Source organism: Rothia nasimurium (genome assembly GCF_049068285.1).
In the GTDB taxonomy this organism is placed as follows: domain Bacteria; phylum Actinomycetota; class Actinomycetes; order Actinomycetales; family Micrococcaceae; genus Rothia; species Rothia nasimurium_I.
The window spans coordinates 26,998-42,098 of record NZ_JBLKPV010000011.1 but is presented as its reverse complement, the minus strand read 5'-3'; the positions used below and the strand labels follow the sequence as shown (position 1 = coordinate 42,098).

Here is a 15,101-nt window from a genome sequence, read left to right as displayed (position 1 = left end):
CACAGGAAGGGCGCACATGGCTCGCACAATTCAACAGGCTTTGGCTTACCTAGGACTTAGCCACTCCGATGAGGAAACCGAAAGGCAGGCCCATGCCCGCCGTCCTCAGACCGTGTACGAAGAAACCGTCTACGAGCCGGTCGAAGCTGGCAAGGATATTGACGAAAACTCATATGACGGCCCTGCTGACCAGCAGCGTATCGAAGAAGCCTCAGCCCAGCGGGACGTCCTTCTAGGGCTTGAGTCACCTGCTCCTGCCCGCCCTGCCCAGCCCCGCCCGGTGGCAGCAGCGCCAGTATCGGCAGACCCATTTGCGGACGAGGCTGAGGAAGACCTCCTGGAGCTTGACGCAGCCCCTTCAGGTGACCACGACCGGTCACGTCGCGCTCCCTCATGGGAACCTGCAGAAGCTGCGTCTGCCCAGGCTACCCTTAGCCCCCTACCTGCCAAGACCCCGTCAAATACGTCAGAAAGTAGCGAAGAATTGCGCCAAATTACCACCATCCACCCCCGCTCCTACAATGACGCCAAGATCATCGGTGAATCCTTCCGGGAGAACATCCCCGTCATCATGAACGTCACCGAAATGGGGGAGGCGGATGCAAAGCGCCTCATCGACTTCTCCTCAGGCCTGGCCTTTGCCTTGAACGGCTCCATTGAGCGCGTCACCGACAAGGTCTTCCTGCTGACCCCTGCCAACCTCGAGGTGCTCGGAGCTGAAGGCACTGAGGTTCCCGTTGCGCTCGATGGCGACGACGTGACCCCCTTTAACCACTTTTAAGGGTTAGAGATCGTGCTGGGGTACCTTTTCGCTCTGCTCTCCATTGCTGTTTACCTGCTCATCGTACTTTTTATGGTGCGTCTGGTGCTGGACTGGGTGCAGACTTTCGCCCGTTACTGGCGGCCGCGGGGGGCAGTTTTGGTGGCATCTTCACTTGTCTATGCCGTCACCGATCCTCCCATGAACCTGGCCCGCCGCTATATTCGCCCCCTCAACCTGGGCGGTATCTCCCTGGACCTTGGTTTCATGGTGCTCCTATTAGCCCTGTACTTCCTCTACCAGATACTGCTCAACCTCACCGCTATTTTTTCCTAGGGTGGGGAGGGTAACTCCTGGTCGTTGATTCAGGGGTAAAGAACACACGGTCAAGGAAAGCGGGTAGGCAACACGTTTGACACAGTTTTGTGAAAAATCCGTCAGACCGTTGAAACTTTGCCTAAACCCAGGTAATTTTATGTTGTGCTAAAAAAGGGGGACGTTTAGGTCTAGACCAGGTGCCTCAAAGAAACAAAGTGCTCATTCAGGCTTTTCACCCTGGAGCCGTGGGTATTTTCTTTCTGTGAGCCTTAGGCTGTTCAACCAGCTACTATCTGGGACCTAGTGCACGCCTACATTCAGCACCGGCACTGCCAGGGTGACATAAGAGATTTTAGAAGTAAGAGGTGAAAGTCGTGGCACTCACGCCTGAGGAAGTCATCAATAAGCGCTTCCAGCCGACCAAGTTCAAGGAAGGCTACAACCCTGAAGAGGTTGACGATTTCCTTGACGAGATTGTTATTGAGCTTCGCCGCCTGAACGCGGAGAACGCCAGCCTCAAGCGCCAGCTTGAAGAAGCAGAAGCAAAGATTTCACTGGCTCCCGCCGAAGCAGCCGCACCTGCTGTCGCTGAGCCCGTTGTTGAGACCCCTGCTCCTGTTGCAGCTGCAGCCCCCGCTGCTCCTGCCCCTGAAGCAGCTATGGGTTCCTCCAGCGCAACCGGCCTGCTGGCCATGGCCCAGAAGGTCCACGACGACTACGTCTTCGAGGGCAAGCGCGAACGCGAGCGTCTGATCAACGAGGGCCGCGAAGAAGCCTCAAAGCTTGTCTCCGAAGCTAAGACTGAGTCCAGCAAGATCCTGGGTGATCTGGAACAGACCAAGTCCAATCTTGAAAAGTCTGTCGCTGACCTGCGTAGCTTCGAGTCCCAGTACCGCACCTCCCTGCGTGACTACCTCAACAAGCAGCTTTCGACCCTGGAAGAGACCACCGGTCTTGAACCCAAGGGTGGCCCTGCCGCTGAAGCCTCTTCCCCCCAGCAGGCAGCCGGTTTCGGTAGCTTCAACGCCCAGCGTGGCGGTGTCTTCAGCAACAACTAAGTGCTGAAATAGACTTTCTCTCAGGCGGTATCTTCAGGTGAAGATACCGCCTGAGATGTTTAAGATAGTTCTACTCTGTTCCCCGTCTGTGAGCATTCGCGATAAGCTGGTGTGCAGAGTTTTTTGTTGAGGAAGGGCCGGTTGGGGTTGTGGCAAAACCAGTAGAGCATCAGGTGCGTCTTGTGCCGGTAAGAACCGTAGCTGGGGGAGCGAAGGCCGGGCTGGCCCTTGTGCTCTTTGCCCTGGTCTATGGGGCTGACCAGTGGGTGAAGCACCTGGTGGAGACTCACATGACAGTGGGCCAAAGCATTACGGTGATTGATGGTTTGCTCTGGTGGCGTTACTACCTGAACCCCGGGGCAGCCTTCTCAATGGGCGAGGGCTCAACCTGGATTTTCACCATCATCTCTACGCTGGGCGCCCTGGTGGCTTTCTACTTTGTGCTGCGGGCCCGGACCCTGCCCTGGGTGATTCTACTGGCCACCCTCACCGGAGGCATTGTTGGGAATCTTCATGACCGGCTCTTCCGGGCTCCTGGCTTTGGTGTTGGGCATGTGGTGGATTATATTTCTGTTCCCAACTTTGCAATTTTTAATATTGCTGATGCCGCAATCTGTGTGTCGATGGCGGCTATTGTTGCCCTGACCTTCCTGGGCTACCGGCTAGATGGCCTGCGTGAGGTGAAGGCTGACGTATCTGATGAGAATGAGGGGTAAAGAGCGTGAGTGAGCAGATTGAGCTTGAATTTGTTGTGGCAGCTGAACAGGCTGGCTCCCGGCTGGATTCCCTGCTGGCTGAGGTGAGCGGGCAGTCGCGGGCGACGGTGAGCAGCTGGTTCAAGGAGGGGGAAGTTCACCTTCTTGACGCTGCAGGACGGCCGGTCAAGGCGAAAGCCTCATCGAAGGTCGCTGAGGGCCAGCTCGTGCGGGCAGCCGGTGCCCCTCCGCGTGATTTGACTCAGATTCAGGCTGAGCAGGTTGATGGCTTTTCAATCGTTTACCAGGACGCTGACATCGTCGTGGTGGATAAGCCAACCGGTGTTGCGGCCCACCCCTCTATGGGCTGGCACGGACCGACCGTCGTCGGGGCCCTCAAACACGCAGGTATTGAAATCGCCACCAGCGGGGCCGCTGAGCGCCAGGGCATTGTCCACCGCCTGGACGTTGGCACCTCGGGCCTCATGGTGGTGACCAAGAATGAGCAGGCCTACTCGGTCATGAAAAATGCTTTCAAGGAAAGAACTGTCACCAAGGTTTACCACACCCTGGTTCAGGGGCTACCCGACCCCCTCAAGGGCACCATTGACGCCCCTATCGGCCGCCACCCGGGCAGCGAATGGAAGTTTGCGGTCAATGAGGACGGGAAGCCGGCTATCACCCACTATGAGGTCCAGGAGGCCTTTGGTCCGGCGTCCTTGGTGGAAGTTCACCTGGAAACCGGCCGAACCCACCAGATCCGTGTGCATTTCTCAGCCCTGCGCCACCCCTGTGCCGGGGATTTGACCTACGGGGCTGACCCGGCCCTCTCTGCCCACCTGGGCCTCACCCGCCAGTGGCTGCACGCCCACCGGCTGGGCTTCACCCACCCCAGCACCGGCGAGTACGTCGAATTTGAAAGCCCCTACCCGCAGGATCTGGCCTACGCACTTGAGGCCCTGCGCGAGGGCAATTTCGGGCACTAGAAGTAGAGACAAGACGAGAGGCAGCACCGTGACCACCGCTGATTTTACCCACCTGCATGTGCACACCGAGTATTCAATGCTCGACGGTGCTGCCCGCCTGACGGACCTCTTTGAGCAGTCCAAGAAACTGGGCATGAACGCTTTGGCCACCACTGACCACGGCTTTCTTTTTGGTGCCTTCGACTTCTGGAACAAGGCCAACAATGCCGGGGTCAAGCCCATCATCGGTGTGGAAGCCTACCTGACTCCGGGCACTGCCCGCCAGGACCGCACCCGCGTCAAGTTCGGTGAAGGCGGCCGTGATGACGTTTCCGGTGGCGGTGCCTACACCCACATGACCATGTGGGCTGAGAATACCCAGGGTATGCATAACCTCTTCAGGGCGTCCTCCCTGGCCTCCCTGGAAGGGCATTTCTACAAGCCCCGCATGGATAAGGAGCTGCTGCAAACCTACGGCAAGGGCCTGATCGCCACCACCGGCTGCCCCTCCGGGGAGGTGCAAACCCGCCTGCGCCTGGGCCAGTACAAGGAAGCTATGCAGGCCGCCAGCGATTTTCGGGACATCTTCGGCAAAGAAAACTTCTACTGCGAGCTGATGGACCACGGCCTTGATATTGAAAAGAATGTCATGGCCGACCTCATCAAACTGGCCAAGGAGCTCAACCTGCCCCTGGTTGCCACCAACGACCTTCACTACACCCACGAAGAAGACGCCAAGGCCCACGCCGCCCTGCTCTGCGTCCAATCCGGCTCAACCCTGCAAGACCCCAAGCGCTTCAAGTTTGACGCCGACAACTTCTACCTCAAATCCCCGGCTGAAATGCGGGAGCTCTTCCGCGACTACCCCGAGGCCTGCAACAACACCATGGAAATCGCCGAGCGCTGCCATGTTGAATTCAATACCAAAGCCAACTACATGCCCAACTTCCCCGTGCCCGAGGGGGAGAGCGAGGAATCCTGGTTCGTCAAAGAAGTGGAACGGGGCCTGCACTACCGCTTCCCCAAGGGGGTGCCGGACGACGTCCGCAAGCAGGCAGAATACGAGGTCGGCATTATTGCCCAGATGGGCTTCCCCGGCTACTTCCTGGTGGTTGCTGACTTCATCAACTGGGCCAAGAAAAACGGGATCCGCGTAGGGCCTGGCCGTGGTTCAGGCGCGGGCTCTATGGTGGCCTACGCCATGCGTATCACTGACCTCAATCCCCTAGAACACGACCTGATTTTCGAACGCTTCCTCAACCCCGACCGCGTCTCCATGCCCGACTTCGACGTGGACTTCGATGATCGCCGCCGTTCTGAAGTGATTCACTATGTGACCGAGAAGTACGGCGAAGACAAGGTGGCCATGATCGTCACCTACGGCACCATCAAGGCCAAGCAGGCCCTCAAGGACTCCTCCCGTGTGCTGGGCTACCCCTTCTCCACTGGCGAGCGCCTGACCAAGGCCATGCCCGAGGACGTCATGGGCAAGAACATTGCCCTGGCAAATGTCTACAACCCCGACGATAAGCGATACAAGGACGCCCAGGAACTGCGCGACCTGATTGAAACCGACCCTGATGCCTCTAAGGTTTTTGAAACGGCTAAGGGTCTGGAAGGCCTCAAACGCCAGTGGGGTGTTCACGCTGCGGGCGTTATCATGTCGAGTCATGATCTGATTGACGTCATTCCGATTATGCGCCGTGAGCAGGACGGTCAGGTCATCACCCAGTTTGATTACCCCACCTGTGAGGGGCTGGGGCTCATTAAGATGGACTTCTTGGGCCTGCGTAACCTGACCATCATCTCGGATGCGATTGAGAACATTAAGCTCAACCGTGGCGAAGACCTGGATCTGGAAACCCTAGAGCTGGATGATGCTGAGTCCTATAAGCTACTGGCCCGCGGTGATACTCTGGGTGTTTTCCAGCTCGATGGCGGGCCCATGCGCCAGCTGCTCAAGCTCATGCAGCCTGACCACTTTGAGCACATTTCGGCGGTTTTGGCCCTCTACCGGCCCGGCCCCATGGGCGCTAACTCCCACACCAACTACGCCCTGCGTAAGAACGGTCTGCAGGAAGTAACCCCCATTCACCCGGAGCTGGAAGAGCCCCTGGCTGAAATTCTCGATACCACCTACGGCCTGATCGTCTACCAGGAACAGGTCATGGCGATCGCCCAGAAGGTGGCTAACTACTCCCTGGGTGAGGCAGATATTCTTCGCCGCGCTATGGGTAAGAAGAAGAAGGAGGAGCTGGATAAGCAGTACGCCACCTTCCACCAGGGCATGCTTGATAACGGCTACTCCGAGGGGGCGGTCAAGGCTCTCTGGGATATTCTGCTACCCTTCTCTGACTACGCCTTTAACAAGGCCCACACGGCTGCCTACGGTCTGGTTTCCTACTGGACGGCCTACCTGAAGGCCCACTACCCCCAGGAATACATGGCCGCCCTGCTCACGTCCGTCGGCGACGATAAGGACAAGCTGGCCCTCTACCTGAACGAGTGCCGCCACATGAAGATCACGGTGCTGCCGCCCGATGTGAACGAGTCCGCCCTGAACTTCACCCCTGTGGGGGACGACATCCGCTTCGGCATGGGCGCGATCCGTAACGTGGGGGCCAACGTGGTCTCTGCCATGGTTGAGACCCGCGAAGAAAAGGGTCGCTACGAGAACTTCAACGACTTCCTGGCCAAGGTGCCCATGGTGGTCTGCAACAAGCGAACCGTGGACTCTCTGATTAAGGCCGGGGCCTTCGACTCCCTGGGCCATGACCGGCGACCTCTCTCTATGGTCCACGAAGAGGCCATTGACGCCACCGTCTCGGTCAAGCGTCAAGAGGCAGCTGGCCAGTTTGACCTCTTTGGGGGGCTGGGGCTTGAGGACGACAGCCCGGCTAACGACTTTGCCGTCCAGATCCCCGATGTTCCCGAATGGGAGAAGCGCGACAAACTCAACTTTGAGCGCGAAATGCTGGGCCTCTACGTCTCAGACCACCCCCTGCGCGGCCTGGAAGAAGCCCTAGATTCCCTCTCCGACTCAACCATTCAGGGGCTGGTGTCAGAAGATTCGGTCAAGCCGGACGGCGCGATTGTCACGGTTGCCGGTATGATCACCAGCGTCTCCCGCCGCATCGCTAAAAACTCTGGCAACCCCTATGCCCGTATCGAAATTGAAGACCGCACCGGCTCCATGGAAGTGATGTTCTTTGGGCGGGCCTATGAGCCGATTGCCGGTGTGCTGGCTGAAGACCTGATTTGTACCATTAAGGGCCGCCTGCAGCGCCGTGATGACGGCTCAGTTACCCTCAGTGCCCAAGAGCTACACATACCGGAGATCTCAGCCGACGGTACCGGCGGGCCGGTCACCATCGTCGTCCCCGAGTACAAGGCCACCGAGGAAACCCTGCACCAGTTGCGGGATATTCTCAAGAATCACAAGGGCGAGTCCGAGGTGCGCATTGCACTGATGACCCGTACCAAGCGCGTCATGCTGAGGCTGGGGGCTGATTTGCGGGTGACCCCCAACCCGGCCCTGTTTGGGGACTTGAAGGTGCTGCTTGGCCCGGCCTGCCTGGACTTCTAAGGAGCCAGAACTGGATTCCACATGGTGACATGCGGGGTTTCCTTCGAAATGCGGTGCTTCCTGCTGCATTTCGAAGGAAACCCCGCAGCTCGTTAAAGCTGGGAGTCGTAGCGCTCGCGGTTGGCTAACACCTCATCAAGGTGGGTTTCGGCCCAGATGCGGACGGCTGCCAGGGGGTCGACGGTGGTGCGTCCTAAGTGGGTGAGTTGGTAGTCTACGCGCGGGGGGACGCTGGCGGTGATGTGGCGGGTGAGGAGTCCGTCGCGTTCCATGGATCGCAGGGTTTCGGTGAGAACCTTGGGGGAGATGCCCTGGATGGTGGTTTTGAGGTCCTTGAAGCGCACAGGTTCCCCGTCAGCGAGCACGGCAACAATCAGGGGCGTCCAGCGGTCGGTCAGGTGGCGCAGGACGGTGCGCGAGGGGCAGTGCTTGTTGAGGACGTCGGCGGGCAGCTGCTCTACGGCGGGCGGGGAAGCGGGGCGGACGTCCGCGCTGACTTGGGCAGATAGGGGCATGATGGGCCTTTCGAAAAGTTTTTTGAAAAACTTTCAATGGTTACGTTGAGGTAATTAGTAACTAAAACATACTATAGAACTATCAGAAAACGAAAACCACTTCATCTAGGAGAACCCCATGAACATCTCAGTGATCGGCGCAGCAGGTATGGTCGGCTCAGACATCGTCGCAGAAGCTAAGAACCGAGGCCACGAAGTCACCAGCTACACCCGCAGCGGCTCAGCTGGCACCTCAGCACTTGACCTGGCTAACACCGAAGCCATGGTTGAGGTCATTAACTCTTCCGATGCCACCGTCATTTCCGTAGCTAGCCGCGCTGACTACTCCGCTGCTATTGCCGCCCACCGTGCCCTCATTGCTGCTGCCCCCACCGGCCGCTTCCTGGTCGTCGGCGGTGCCGGTGCCCTGAATGCCGGGGAAGGCATGCTGTTGGAGAGCCCCGACTTCCCCGCAGAATACCTGCCCGAAGCCAAGACCTTCGCTGAGATTCTGGGTGACTACCGGGCAGCGTCCGGCCTGAACTGGACCATGCTGGCTCCCTCACCCATGATCGCTCCCGGCGCCCGCACCGGTGATTACCGCACTGAGCTGGACGTACCCGCAGGCATGTTCGTTTCCACCCAGGACTTTGCCGTAGCAGCCCTGGATGAAATCGAAAACCCCGCCCACGCAGGTACCCGCTTCACCGTTGCCTCAACCGACGAGGCTGCAGCCCAGGGTAAGTAGGCTAACTGGCGCCTAGGGTGCGTGGTGTTCGTGCGCTGGTCTATGTGCTCGATACCTATTGCGTCTGAATCGTGACTTGCGGGGTTTCTTTCGAAACGCGGTGATTCTTACCGCATCTCGAAAGAAACCCCGCAGTTCGTTTAAGTTTCCCGCCGGAGGCCTGGGGCAGCTAGGCCGTTCGTCCTTCCCTCCGCTTTTTGAGCAGGGGAATGACGCGGCGGATCAGGTAGGCGGTAATGAAGACCCCCAGAATGATGACGGTCAGGGCGACGAAGCCAGCCAGAATTGGAAGGATGAGGGCGAAGATACCGAAGAAGAAGGCGGCGATATCTTCACCGGTGCTCACGGCGATATTAGAGACAGGTTCGGGGGAGAGATTGACGACGGCGCGGGCACTGGTTTTGGTGGCGTGGATACCGAAGGCGCTGGCAGCACCGACGGCAGCCAGAACGAGCGCATTGGCGGTGCTTGTTTCTCCGCCGAGGAGGTAGCCGATTGCGCCGCCGGCGACGGGGCGGATGATGGTGTGGGCGGTGTCCCAGAAGGAGTCGAAGAGGGCAATTTTATCGGCGGCAAAATCCACGAGGACGAGGACGCCGGCGATCACGAGCACATCGGTGCGTTGCAGGGCGGCAGGGACGATGTCCAGGCCGAAGAAGCGGCCAGAAAGACCCAGGAGCAGGAGCATCAGGTAGGGGCGGATCCCGCTGACAGCGCCGGAACTCAGGGTGAGCATGAGGGTTTCCATGGAACTCAGTCTACCGGGAGAGCCAGAAGGCTCAGGCTGACTCTGCATGGCGGCGGCTGCCTCAGCGCTGGCCCTGCTCTTTAAGGTTTATCGAGTTTCATATAGCCTGTATCAATGCTATGATGGAGACAATCGTCCCCCTCCCAAGCCTATCGCAGAAGCTCAAATGGGAGGGGCCTTTTGCATCTGAAAGGTGTGCAATGAAGCCCTACCTTACCCCAGAAGAACAGGCCGATCTCGTGGTGAAACGGGGTCTAGCGGTAGATAATTTAGATGCCTGTCTAGAATTCTTCAGGACCAATAACTATTACAGATTTTCAGGGTATGCCCGGTATTTTCAGGTCGCTCCAGAACGAGGTGATGATACATTTCGCACCGGAGTATCGTTCAGTGCTATTTGTCGGGTTTATGATGATGACGCGAGGCTGCGTGCTTTGCTACTTGCTCGCCTAACCGAGATTGAGCTGCTACTCAGAACAGTACTTGCTAGGGTACTGGCCCGAGACTATGAAGCATACCGCCGTTATCTAGATTCTGATTTTTATGGGTCATCTGGTGACCATGTTCGGTTAGCCTGTACCAGGGATATAGATAGGAGCCGTGATCGGCACATCTTGAAGTATGTGGAACAGGGTGCCGGCCAAGAAGACGGCCTTCAGTCTTTACCGATTTGGTCTGCGGTTGAGGCATTTTCCTTTGGCACCCTATCTAAAGTGATTGAGCTAGGTGATAGTGGAGAACTAGCCCGAAAAGTAGCTCAAGAACTCGGGGTAGCTAAAGCAGGCTTTGCCTATAGAATTAGGGCGCTGGTGTACCTGAGAAATAGATGTGCTCATCATAGTCGCTTATGGCACCACTCGGTGATTGATGCTGGCCCTACCCCTAACAATGTACGAGTAAAAGCTAAAAGGCTAGTGGGGCAGTTTGAGCCTCGATCTGTTGCGGATGTCATTGCCTCGTTGGATGATCTCTATGTACGAGCCGGTCTTGGGCAACCTCTCATGCCAGAAGTATTCAAACTCTTTTCTCACTCTAGTCATACGTGGAAGGGGTATACGACCCCGGTTTCTCCGAGAGACCACCGCCCATAGCATCGTGGAGGGTAGGGGTAAAACAAGCAGGTTCTTTGAGTGAATCTAACCAACTCTACGCTTTTCACATCGGCACACGAGGTTGAGGAGTTGCTCCTTCCTGTGTTCCTTTTCTTGAAGAAACATCTCTGAACGAACCGTCAATGAATGTTCACCTGATGCTGAAAATTCCCTAGTAGCGATTTGCAACGTGCTGACTCAACGTCCTAATTGCATTGTCGATGTTAACTAAAGCCTTATCTCTAGAATCCCCACTCGTTCTTTTTGGCCCCGTAACCGGAACAGGAGCTGCGGCAGTAAAACCTGTATCAACGGTTATCACTTCTGTGTACTGAAATTTTCTTCTGAACAAGCCAGGTTTATCCCATGTATATGTAACTTCTACATCTAGAACTTCTGGAGTTCCTCCGACTTTTTCTGCTTTGACTGTCCGCCATATGATTCTGAAACTTGCATGTGGAGCTAAATAGAAAGGGCGATTGAAGACCTTATTCAGAAGCGGCAAAATATACTCATTTTCTCCGCCCTCTAGTTTACCAAGCGGCTTGAGAACAACGTTGTGTGCGGGGGACTGACCGTAGTTAGTAACCACTAAATCAATTGCACCGTTGAGATGGACGCCCAACCTCGGTTCGAGAGCAATGTAGGGCCTGGTGCGCTCGCGAGAGTCTGACGCTAGCTTCATGAGGTTAAGCACCGCAAAGATAACACCAAGAATTGCTGTTATGACGGTCAGCGGAACGGCTTCAGTTTTCAAAAATGACCAGAGGTCAATAGTAGCTGTGGACACCATGCTCCAATTATCCCAGGGTGGATAGAAGTCAGAAAGCCATTCGCTGTGAGGCTGCAGTGTCTACATCGTCTAGCCGAAGCCCAGAATGGGTATCCTTAAAGAAGTCGAAATCTTATCACCATAGGGGAGTGGCATGGCTCGGTTGAACCTTTCCGCAATTGAGGAACGCATGAAGCCGCTAGGGCGGCGTGAAGTCTATGACCAGGACTTCATCTTCGACCTGCTGGCAGCTTACGGTCGCCCCAAAAGCACCATTAGCCGCCTCAAAAGCGGACACCTGAATGTAGCCCAGGATCCTGACCGCGAGGTAGCCCTGAAGAACTACGTCTACTTCAGCGAAACCCGGCCCGGACAAGACACCCTAGAACTTTTAGAAAAACTCCGGCTCGCAGCCCACGTTACCCGCTATTCCCCGCGGTTTATTATCGTGACTGACTACCAGGAACTACTGGCCGCTGACACTAAAACCGGTGAAACTCTCGCAACCCCTATTTCCCAGATTGACCAGAAGTTCACCTTTTTCCTTCCCTGGGCCGGGATGGAAAAAGCCCAGTACACATCAGAAGCCCACGCTGATGTCAAGGCAGCTGAAAAGATGGGCAAGCTCTTTGACGAACTCCTTTCAGCCAATCCGCATGTAACTGAGTCGGAGAGCGCCCGCCACCTGCTCAACGTTTTCTTTACCCGCCTGCTCTTCTGCTTCTTTGCAGAGGACACCGGAATTTTTGCTGACAACCAGTTCACGAATGCGGTCAGCAGCTTTACCCAGGCGGACGGTAGCGACACCCAGGAATTCTTGACAGGTCTCTTTGATGCCCTTGATACCTCTAACCGCCAGGAGAAAACCGGGGTTTTTGCGGACTTCCCCTACGTGAACGGCCGACTGTTCAGTAGGGGGGGTGAGAACGACGGGCTCGTGGTACCTGCCTTTACCCAGAAGGCACGGGAATCCCTCATCGAACTGGGTACCCTGAAATGGCAGGAAATCAACCCGGATATTTTCGGTTCCATGTTCCAGGCAGTGGTTGCCCCGGGGCAGCGCTCTGACTTGGGTCAGCACTACACCTCGGTGCCGAACATTCTCAAAACGATTGAACCCCTTTTCCTGGATGAGTTGCGCGAAGAGTTCGACGCAGCCTACAACAGCGTCAAGAAACTGCAGAAACTACTGGATCGCATAGCGACGATCCGAATCTTTGACCCTGCCTGTGGGTCCGGTAATTTCTTGGTCATTGCATACAAGGAACTCCGCCGCCTGGAACACGCTATCTTAGAGCGCCTCCAGGTAATTGGCGGTAACAAGCAGGGCTTCCTCTACCATGACTCCCAGATTTCCATTGAACACTTCTACGGCATTGAAATCGACGACTTTGCGGTAGAAATAGCGGTGCTCTCCCTCTGGATTGCCAAGCACCAGATGAACCGGGAGTTCAAAGAAAAATTCAGCATCGAAATCCCCCTGATTCCCCTCAAGGAGACAGGCCAAATTAAGGCCGGTAACGCTACCCGCCTCGACTGGAACCAGGTCTGCCCCAACAAGGGCACCGACGAAATCTACCTCATCGGCAACCCACCCTATGTGGGATCTTCCATGCAAACCAAGGAGCAAAAGGAAGACTTCCCCCACGTATTTGGGGAGAGGCCTTTCTCTAAAAATCTTGATTATATTGCTCTCTGGTTCGTCAAGGGAGCTGACTATATCCGCGGCACAAAGGCCCAGCTAGCCTTTGTTTCAACAAACTCAGTAGCCCAAGGTGACCACGTATCACTGATGTTTCCCACGATTCTCAGCGGTGGAATCGAAATCGGCTACACTTATACCTCCTTTAAATGGGAGAATAATGCAAAGAGGAATGCTGGGGTGACTGTTGTCGTTATTGGTCTTCGAAATATCTCAAACAGTAATAAATTTATTTTTGAAGAAGGTATTCGGAAAGTGGTTAATAATATAAATAGCTTTTTGGTTGATGGTCCGAATATTATTTTTAGTAGAAGAAGTAAGCCTCTTGCAATGGATTTTCCAAAGATGGTGCGAGGATCTCAGCCCTCGGCGGATGGCCACCTTGGGTTTTCTGTAAGGGAGAAATCTTTGTTGCTTGCAGATAATCCAGAAGCTGTTAGGTATCTGAAAAGATATGTTGGAGCTAGTGATTACATCAAGGGTGAGGAGCGTTATACCCTATGGATTGAAGATAATGAAATTTCCCAAGCTGAGAAAATAGAGGAGATTTCTAAACGTCTCACAAGAGTTGCTGCCTACAGGTTAAATCGTAATGATAAATCGACAAGAGAGCTAGCTGAGAAGCCCTGGAAATTTAAACAGATTGCATATAAATCTACAGATTCTATTATTGTTCCAAGCGTTTCTTCTGAGCGGCGTTCCTATGAGGGTTATTCATAAGGGGGTCAACACCCCCACCCCCACCAACTAGACAACGGCCCCACCAGCGGCAAAAATAAAAGGGTTAAATCACTACAAATAACCTCAAGCCATACCGGAAGAACCGTTGCTACACCAGCGTACAACCGGCCTCACCGCCACGCAATTCGCCACGCTCCTCACAACCCTCGCCGAGCACCTCACCTGGGTCAAACCAGACCAAAAACCCCGCAGGCTCACCCTAGCTAAGGCCCTTAAAGTCACCCTGCTCAGCTACCGACAAAACATCACCCAAGAAACCCTAGCCCACTTTGCCCGAGTCTCTCAGCCCACCATCTCACGAACCATCAACACCATCGAGCAAGCCCTTTTGAAGGTCCTCAAGCCCCTGGAGAAGTCCTTGGAAAAGCGACTGAACGTACCTGGTTCTCTGGTGATTGACGGCACTCTGGTGCCCACCTGGAACTGGCGTTCACTAGGAAAAACAAACTTTTCGGGTAAGCATAAACGAGCCGGGTTCAACCACCAGGTCATTTGCACCCTTGACGGTAGGCTCCTGGCTATCACCGACCCGCTACCTGGGGCTAGGCATGATGCTCATGCTTTTCGGGCTCATGGGCTTGAGAAGCTGCTGGATTCTTCGACTTTGGCTGATAAGGGCTATGTGGGGCTGGGGTTAGCAGCCCCGACCAGGCGTAAGCCTGGGCAGAAGCTCACCAAGGAGCAGAAGCGAAATAATCGGGTGATTAATCGGTTGCGGTCGGTGGTGGAGCGGGTGATTGCTCAGATCAAAACCTGGCGTGTGCTGCATTCGGGGTTCAGGCGACCGTTGGAGGTGTACCGGCGGGTGTTTTCGGTGGTGCGGGGGTTGCTGTTTTTGGCTGCGGGACACCCCTTATGAATAAGCCTCTATATTCCGATTGGCTTTGTGGGCGCTGACTCCGTTATCTCAAATCTTGCATATGCGATTTATGACGCTGAGCCCTGGCTCTTTGCTCTCCTCACCTCACGGTTGCATATGGCCTGGTTATCTTCCGTGGGCGGGAAGCTAAAAACTGATTACCGCTACTCCAATACTCTGGTCTACAACACTTTCCCAGTTCCTCCGCTCAATGAGAAGACTAAGGAGAAGCTGACCGCTGCTGCCCTGCGCGTCCTTGACGTCCGGGAGTACCACTGCGAGAAGACCCTGGCTGAACTCTACGACCCCGACAAAATGCCAGACGACCTGAAAAACGCCCACCTGGCCATCGATTACCTCGTCGACTCTCTCTACTCCAAAAAACCCTTCGAAACCGACGAAGAACGTCTGGCAGTACTCTTTGACCTCTACGAAAAAATGACCGCCGAAGAAGCAGAACGCGAAGCAGCTGCCAAAGCCGCCAAGAAAACCAGCCGCCGGGCCCGCACCCCCAAGGTGACCTCGTCCGCACCTGCCACCACACCCACCACCCACGAGAACTAA

The 15,101-nt window shown here is 55.6% G+C and carries 14 protein-coding genes; 11 read left to right on the top strand and 3 right to left on the bottom strand.

Going from position 1 to position 15,101, the window contains the following annotated elements:
- The first annotated feature begins 16 nt into the window (after positions 1-16).
- From ACMXX3_RS09915 to dnaE, 6 genes are all read left to right on the top strand, one after another.
- A complete protein-coding gene (locus ACMXX3_RS09915; RefSeq protein WP_421084545.1) occupies positions 17-781 on the top strand; it encodes a cell division protein SepF in 765 nt (254 codons plus the stop codon).
- Between the two features lie 12 nt (positions 782-793).
- A complete protein-coding gene (locus tag ACMXX3_RS09910) occupies positions 794-1,096 on the top strand; it encodes a YggT family protein (RefSeq protein WP_421084544.1) in 303 nt (100 codons plus the stop codon).
- Positions 1,097-1,452: 356 nt separating this feature from the next.
- Positions 1,453-2,136 (top strand): DivIVA domain-containing protein, encoded by a 684-nt coding sequence (locus ACMXX3_RS09905; RefSeq protein WP_421084543.1) that lies wholly within the window; start codon positions 1,453-1,455, stop codon positions 2,134-2,136.
- A 149-nt stretch (positions 2,137-2,285) separates the two neighbouring features.
- Positions 2,286-2,852, top strand: a complete 567-nt coding sequence (lspA, locus tag ACMXX3_RS09900; protein ID WP_421084542.1) for a signal peptidase II — start codon at positions 2,286-2,288, stop codon at positions 2,850-2,852.
- 5 nt (positions 2,853-2,857) lie between these two features.
- Positions 2,858-3,817: an RluA family pseudouridine synthase gene (locus ACMXX3_RS09895; protein ID WP_421084541.1), complete on the top strand. Its 960-nt coding sequence runs from the start codon at positions 2,858-2,860 to the stop codon at positions 3,815-3,817.
- Between the two features lie 76 nt (positions 3,818-3,893).
- Positions 3,894-7,382, top strand: a complete 3,489-nt coding sequence (gene dnaE, locus ACMXX3_RS09890; protein ID WP_421084583.1) for a DNA polymerase III subunit alpha — start codon at positions 3,894-3,896, stop codon at positions 7,380-7,382.
- 92 nt (positions 7,383-7,474) lie between these two features.
- Here dnaE and ACMXX3_RS09885 read toward each other — a convergent pair whose 3' ends face one another.
- Positions 7,475-7,897 (bottom strand): winged helix-turn-helix transcriptional regulator, encoded by a 423-nt coding sequence (locus ACMXX3_RS09885; protein ID WP_421084540.1) that lies wholly within the window; start codon positions 7,895-7,897, stop codon positions 7,475-7,477.
- A 118-nt stretch (positions 7,898-8,015) separates the two neighbouring features.
- On the opposite strand from ACMXX3_RS09885, the gene ACMXX3_RS09880 reads away from it, so the two are divergent.
- Positions 8,016-8,624 carry an NAD(P)-dependent oxidoreductase gene (locus ACMXX3_RS09880; RefSeq protein WP_421084539.1) on the top strand — a complete coding sequence of 203 codons (609 nt, stop codon included), beginning with the start codon at positions 8,016-8,018 and terminating at the stop codon, positions 8,622-8,624.
- 169 nt (positions 8,625-8,793) lie between these two features.
- Here ACMXX3_RS09880 and ACMXX3_RS09875 read toward each other — a convergent pair whose 3' ends face one another.
- Entirely contained in the window at positions 8,794-9,372 is a 579-nt protein-coding gene (locus ACMXX3_RS09875; RefSeq protein ID WP_421084538.1) for a DUF4126 domain-containing protein, read from the bottom strand.
- Between the two features lie 119 nt (positions 9,373-9,491).
- Between ACMXX3_RS09875 and ACMXX3_RS09870 the strand changes: the two genes are divergently transcribed.
- On the top strand, positions 9,492-10,463 hold the full coding sequence (locus tag ACMXX3_RS09870) for an Abi family protein (RefSeq protein WP_421084537.1): 972 nt from the start codon (positions 9,492-9,494) through the stop codon (positions 10,461-10,463).
- 172 nt (positions 10,464-10,635) lie between these two features.
- Here the strand turns inward: ACMXX3_RS09870 and ACMXX3_RS09865 are convergent, their stop codons facing one another.
- The gene (locus ACMXX3_RS09865) at positions 10,636-11,256 is read right to left on the bottom strand and encodes a hypothetical protein (RefSeq protein ID WP_421084536.1); all 621 of its coding nucleotides are present in this window, start codon (positions 11,254-11,256) and stop codon (positions 10,636-10,638) included.
- Between the two features lie 133 nt (positions 11,257-11,389).
- Between ACMXX3_RS09865 and ACMXX3_RS09860 the strand changes: the two genes are divergently transcribed.
- From ACMXX3_RS09860 to ACMXX3_RS09850, 3 genes are all read left to right on the top strand, one after another.
- The gene (locus ACMXX3_RS09860) at positions 11,390-13,657 is read left to right on the top strand and encodes a DNA methyltransferase (RefSeq protein WP_421084535.1); all 2,268 of its coding nucleotides are present in this window, start codon (positions 11,390-11,392) and stop codon (positions 13,655-13,657) included.
- 106 nt (positions 13,658-13,763) lie between these two features.
- Positions 13,764-14,537: a transposase family protein gene (locus tag ACMXX3_RS09855; protein WP_421084534.1), complete on the top strand. Its 774-nt coding sequence runs from the start codon at positions 13,764-13,766 to the stop codon at positions 14,535-14,537.
- Positions 14,538-15,101 carry a type IIL restriction-modification enzyme MmeI gene (locus ACMXX3_RS09850; RefSeq protein WP_421084582.1) on the top strand — a complete coding sequence of 188 codons (564 nt, stop codon included), beginning with the start codon at positions 14,538-14,540 and terminating at the stop codon, positions 15,099-15,101.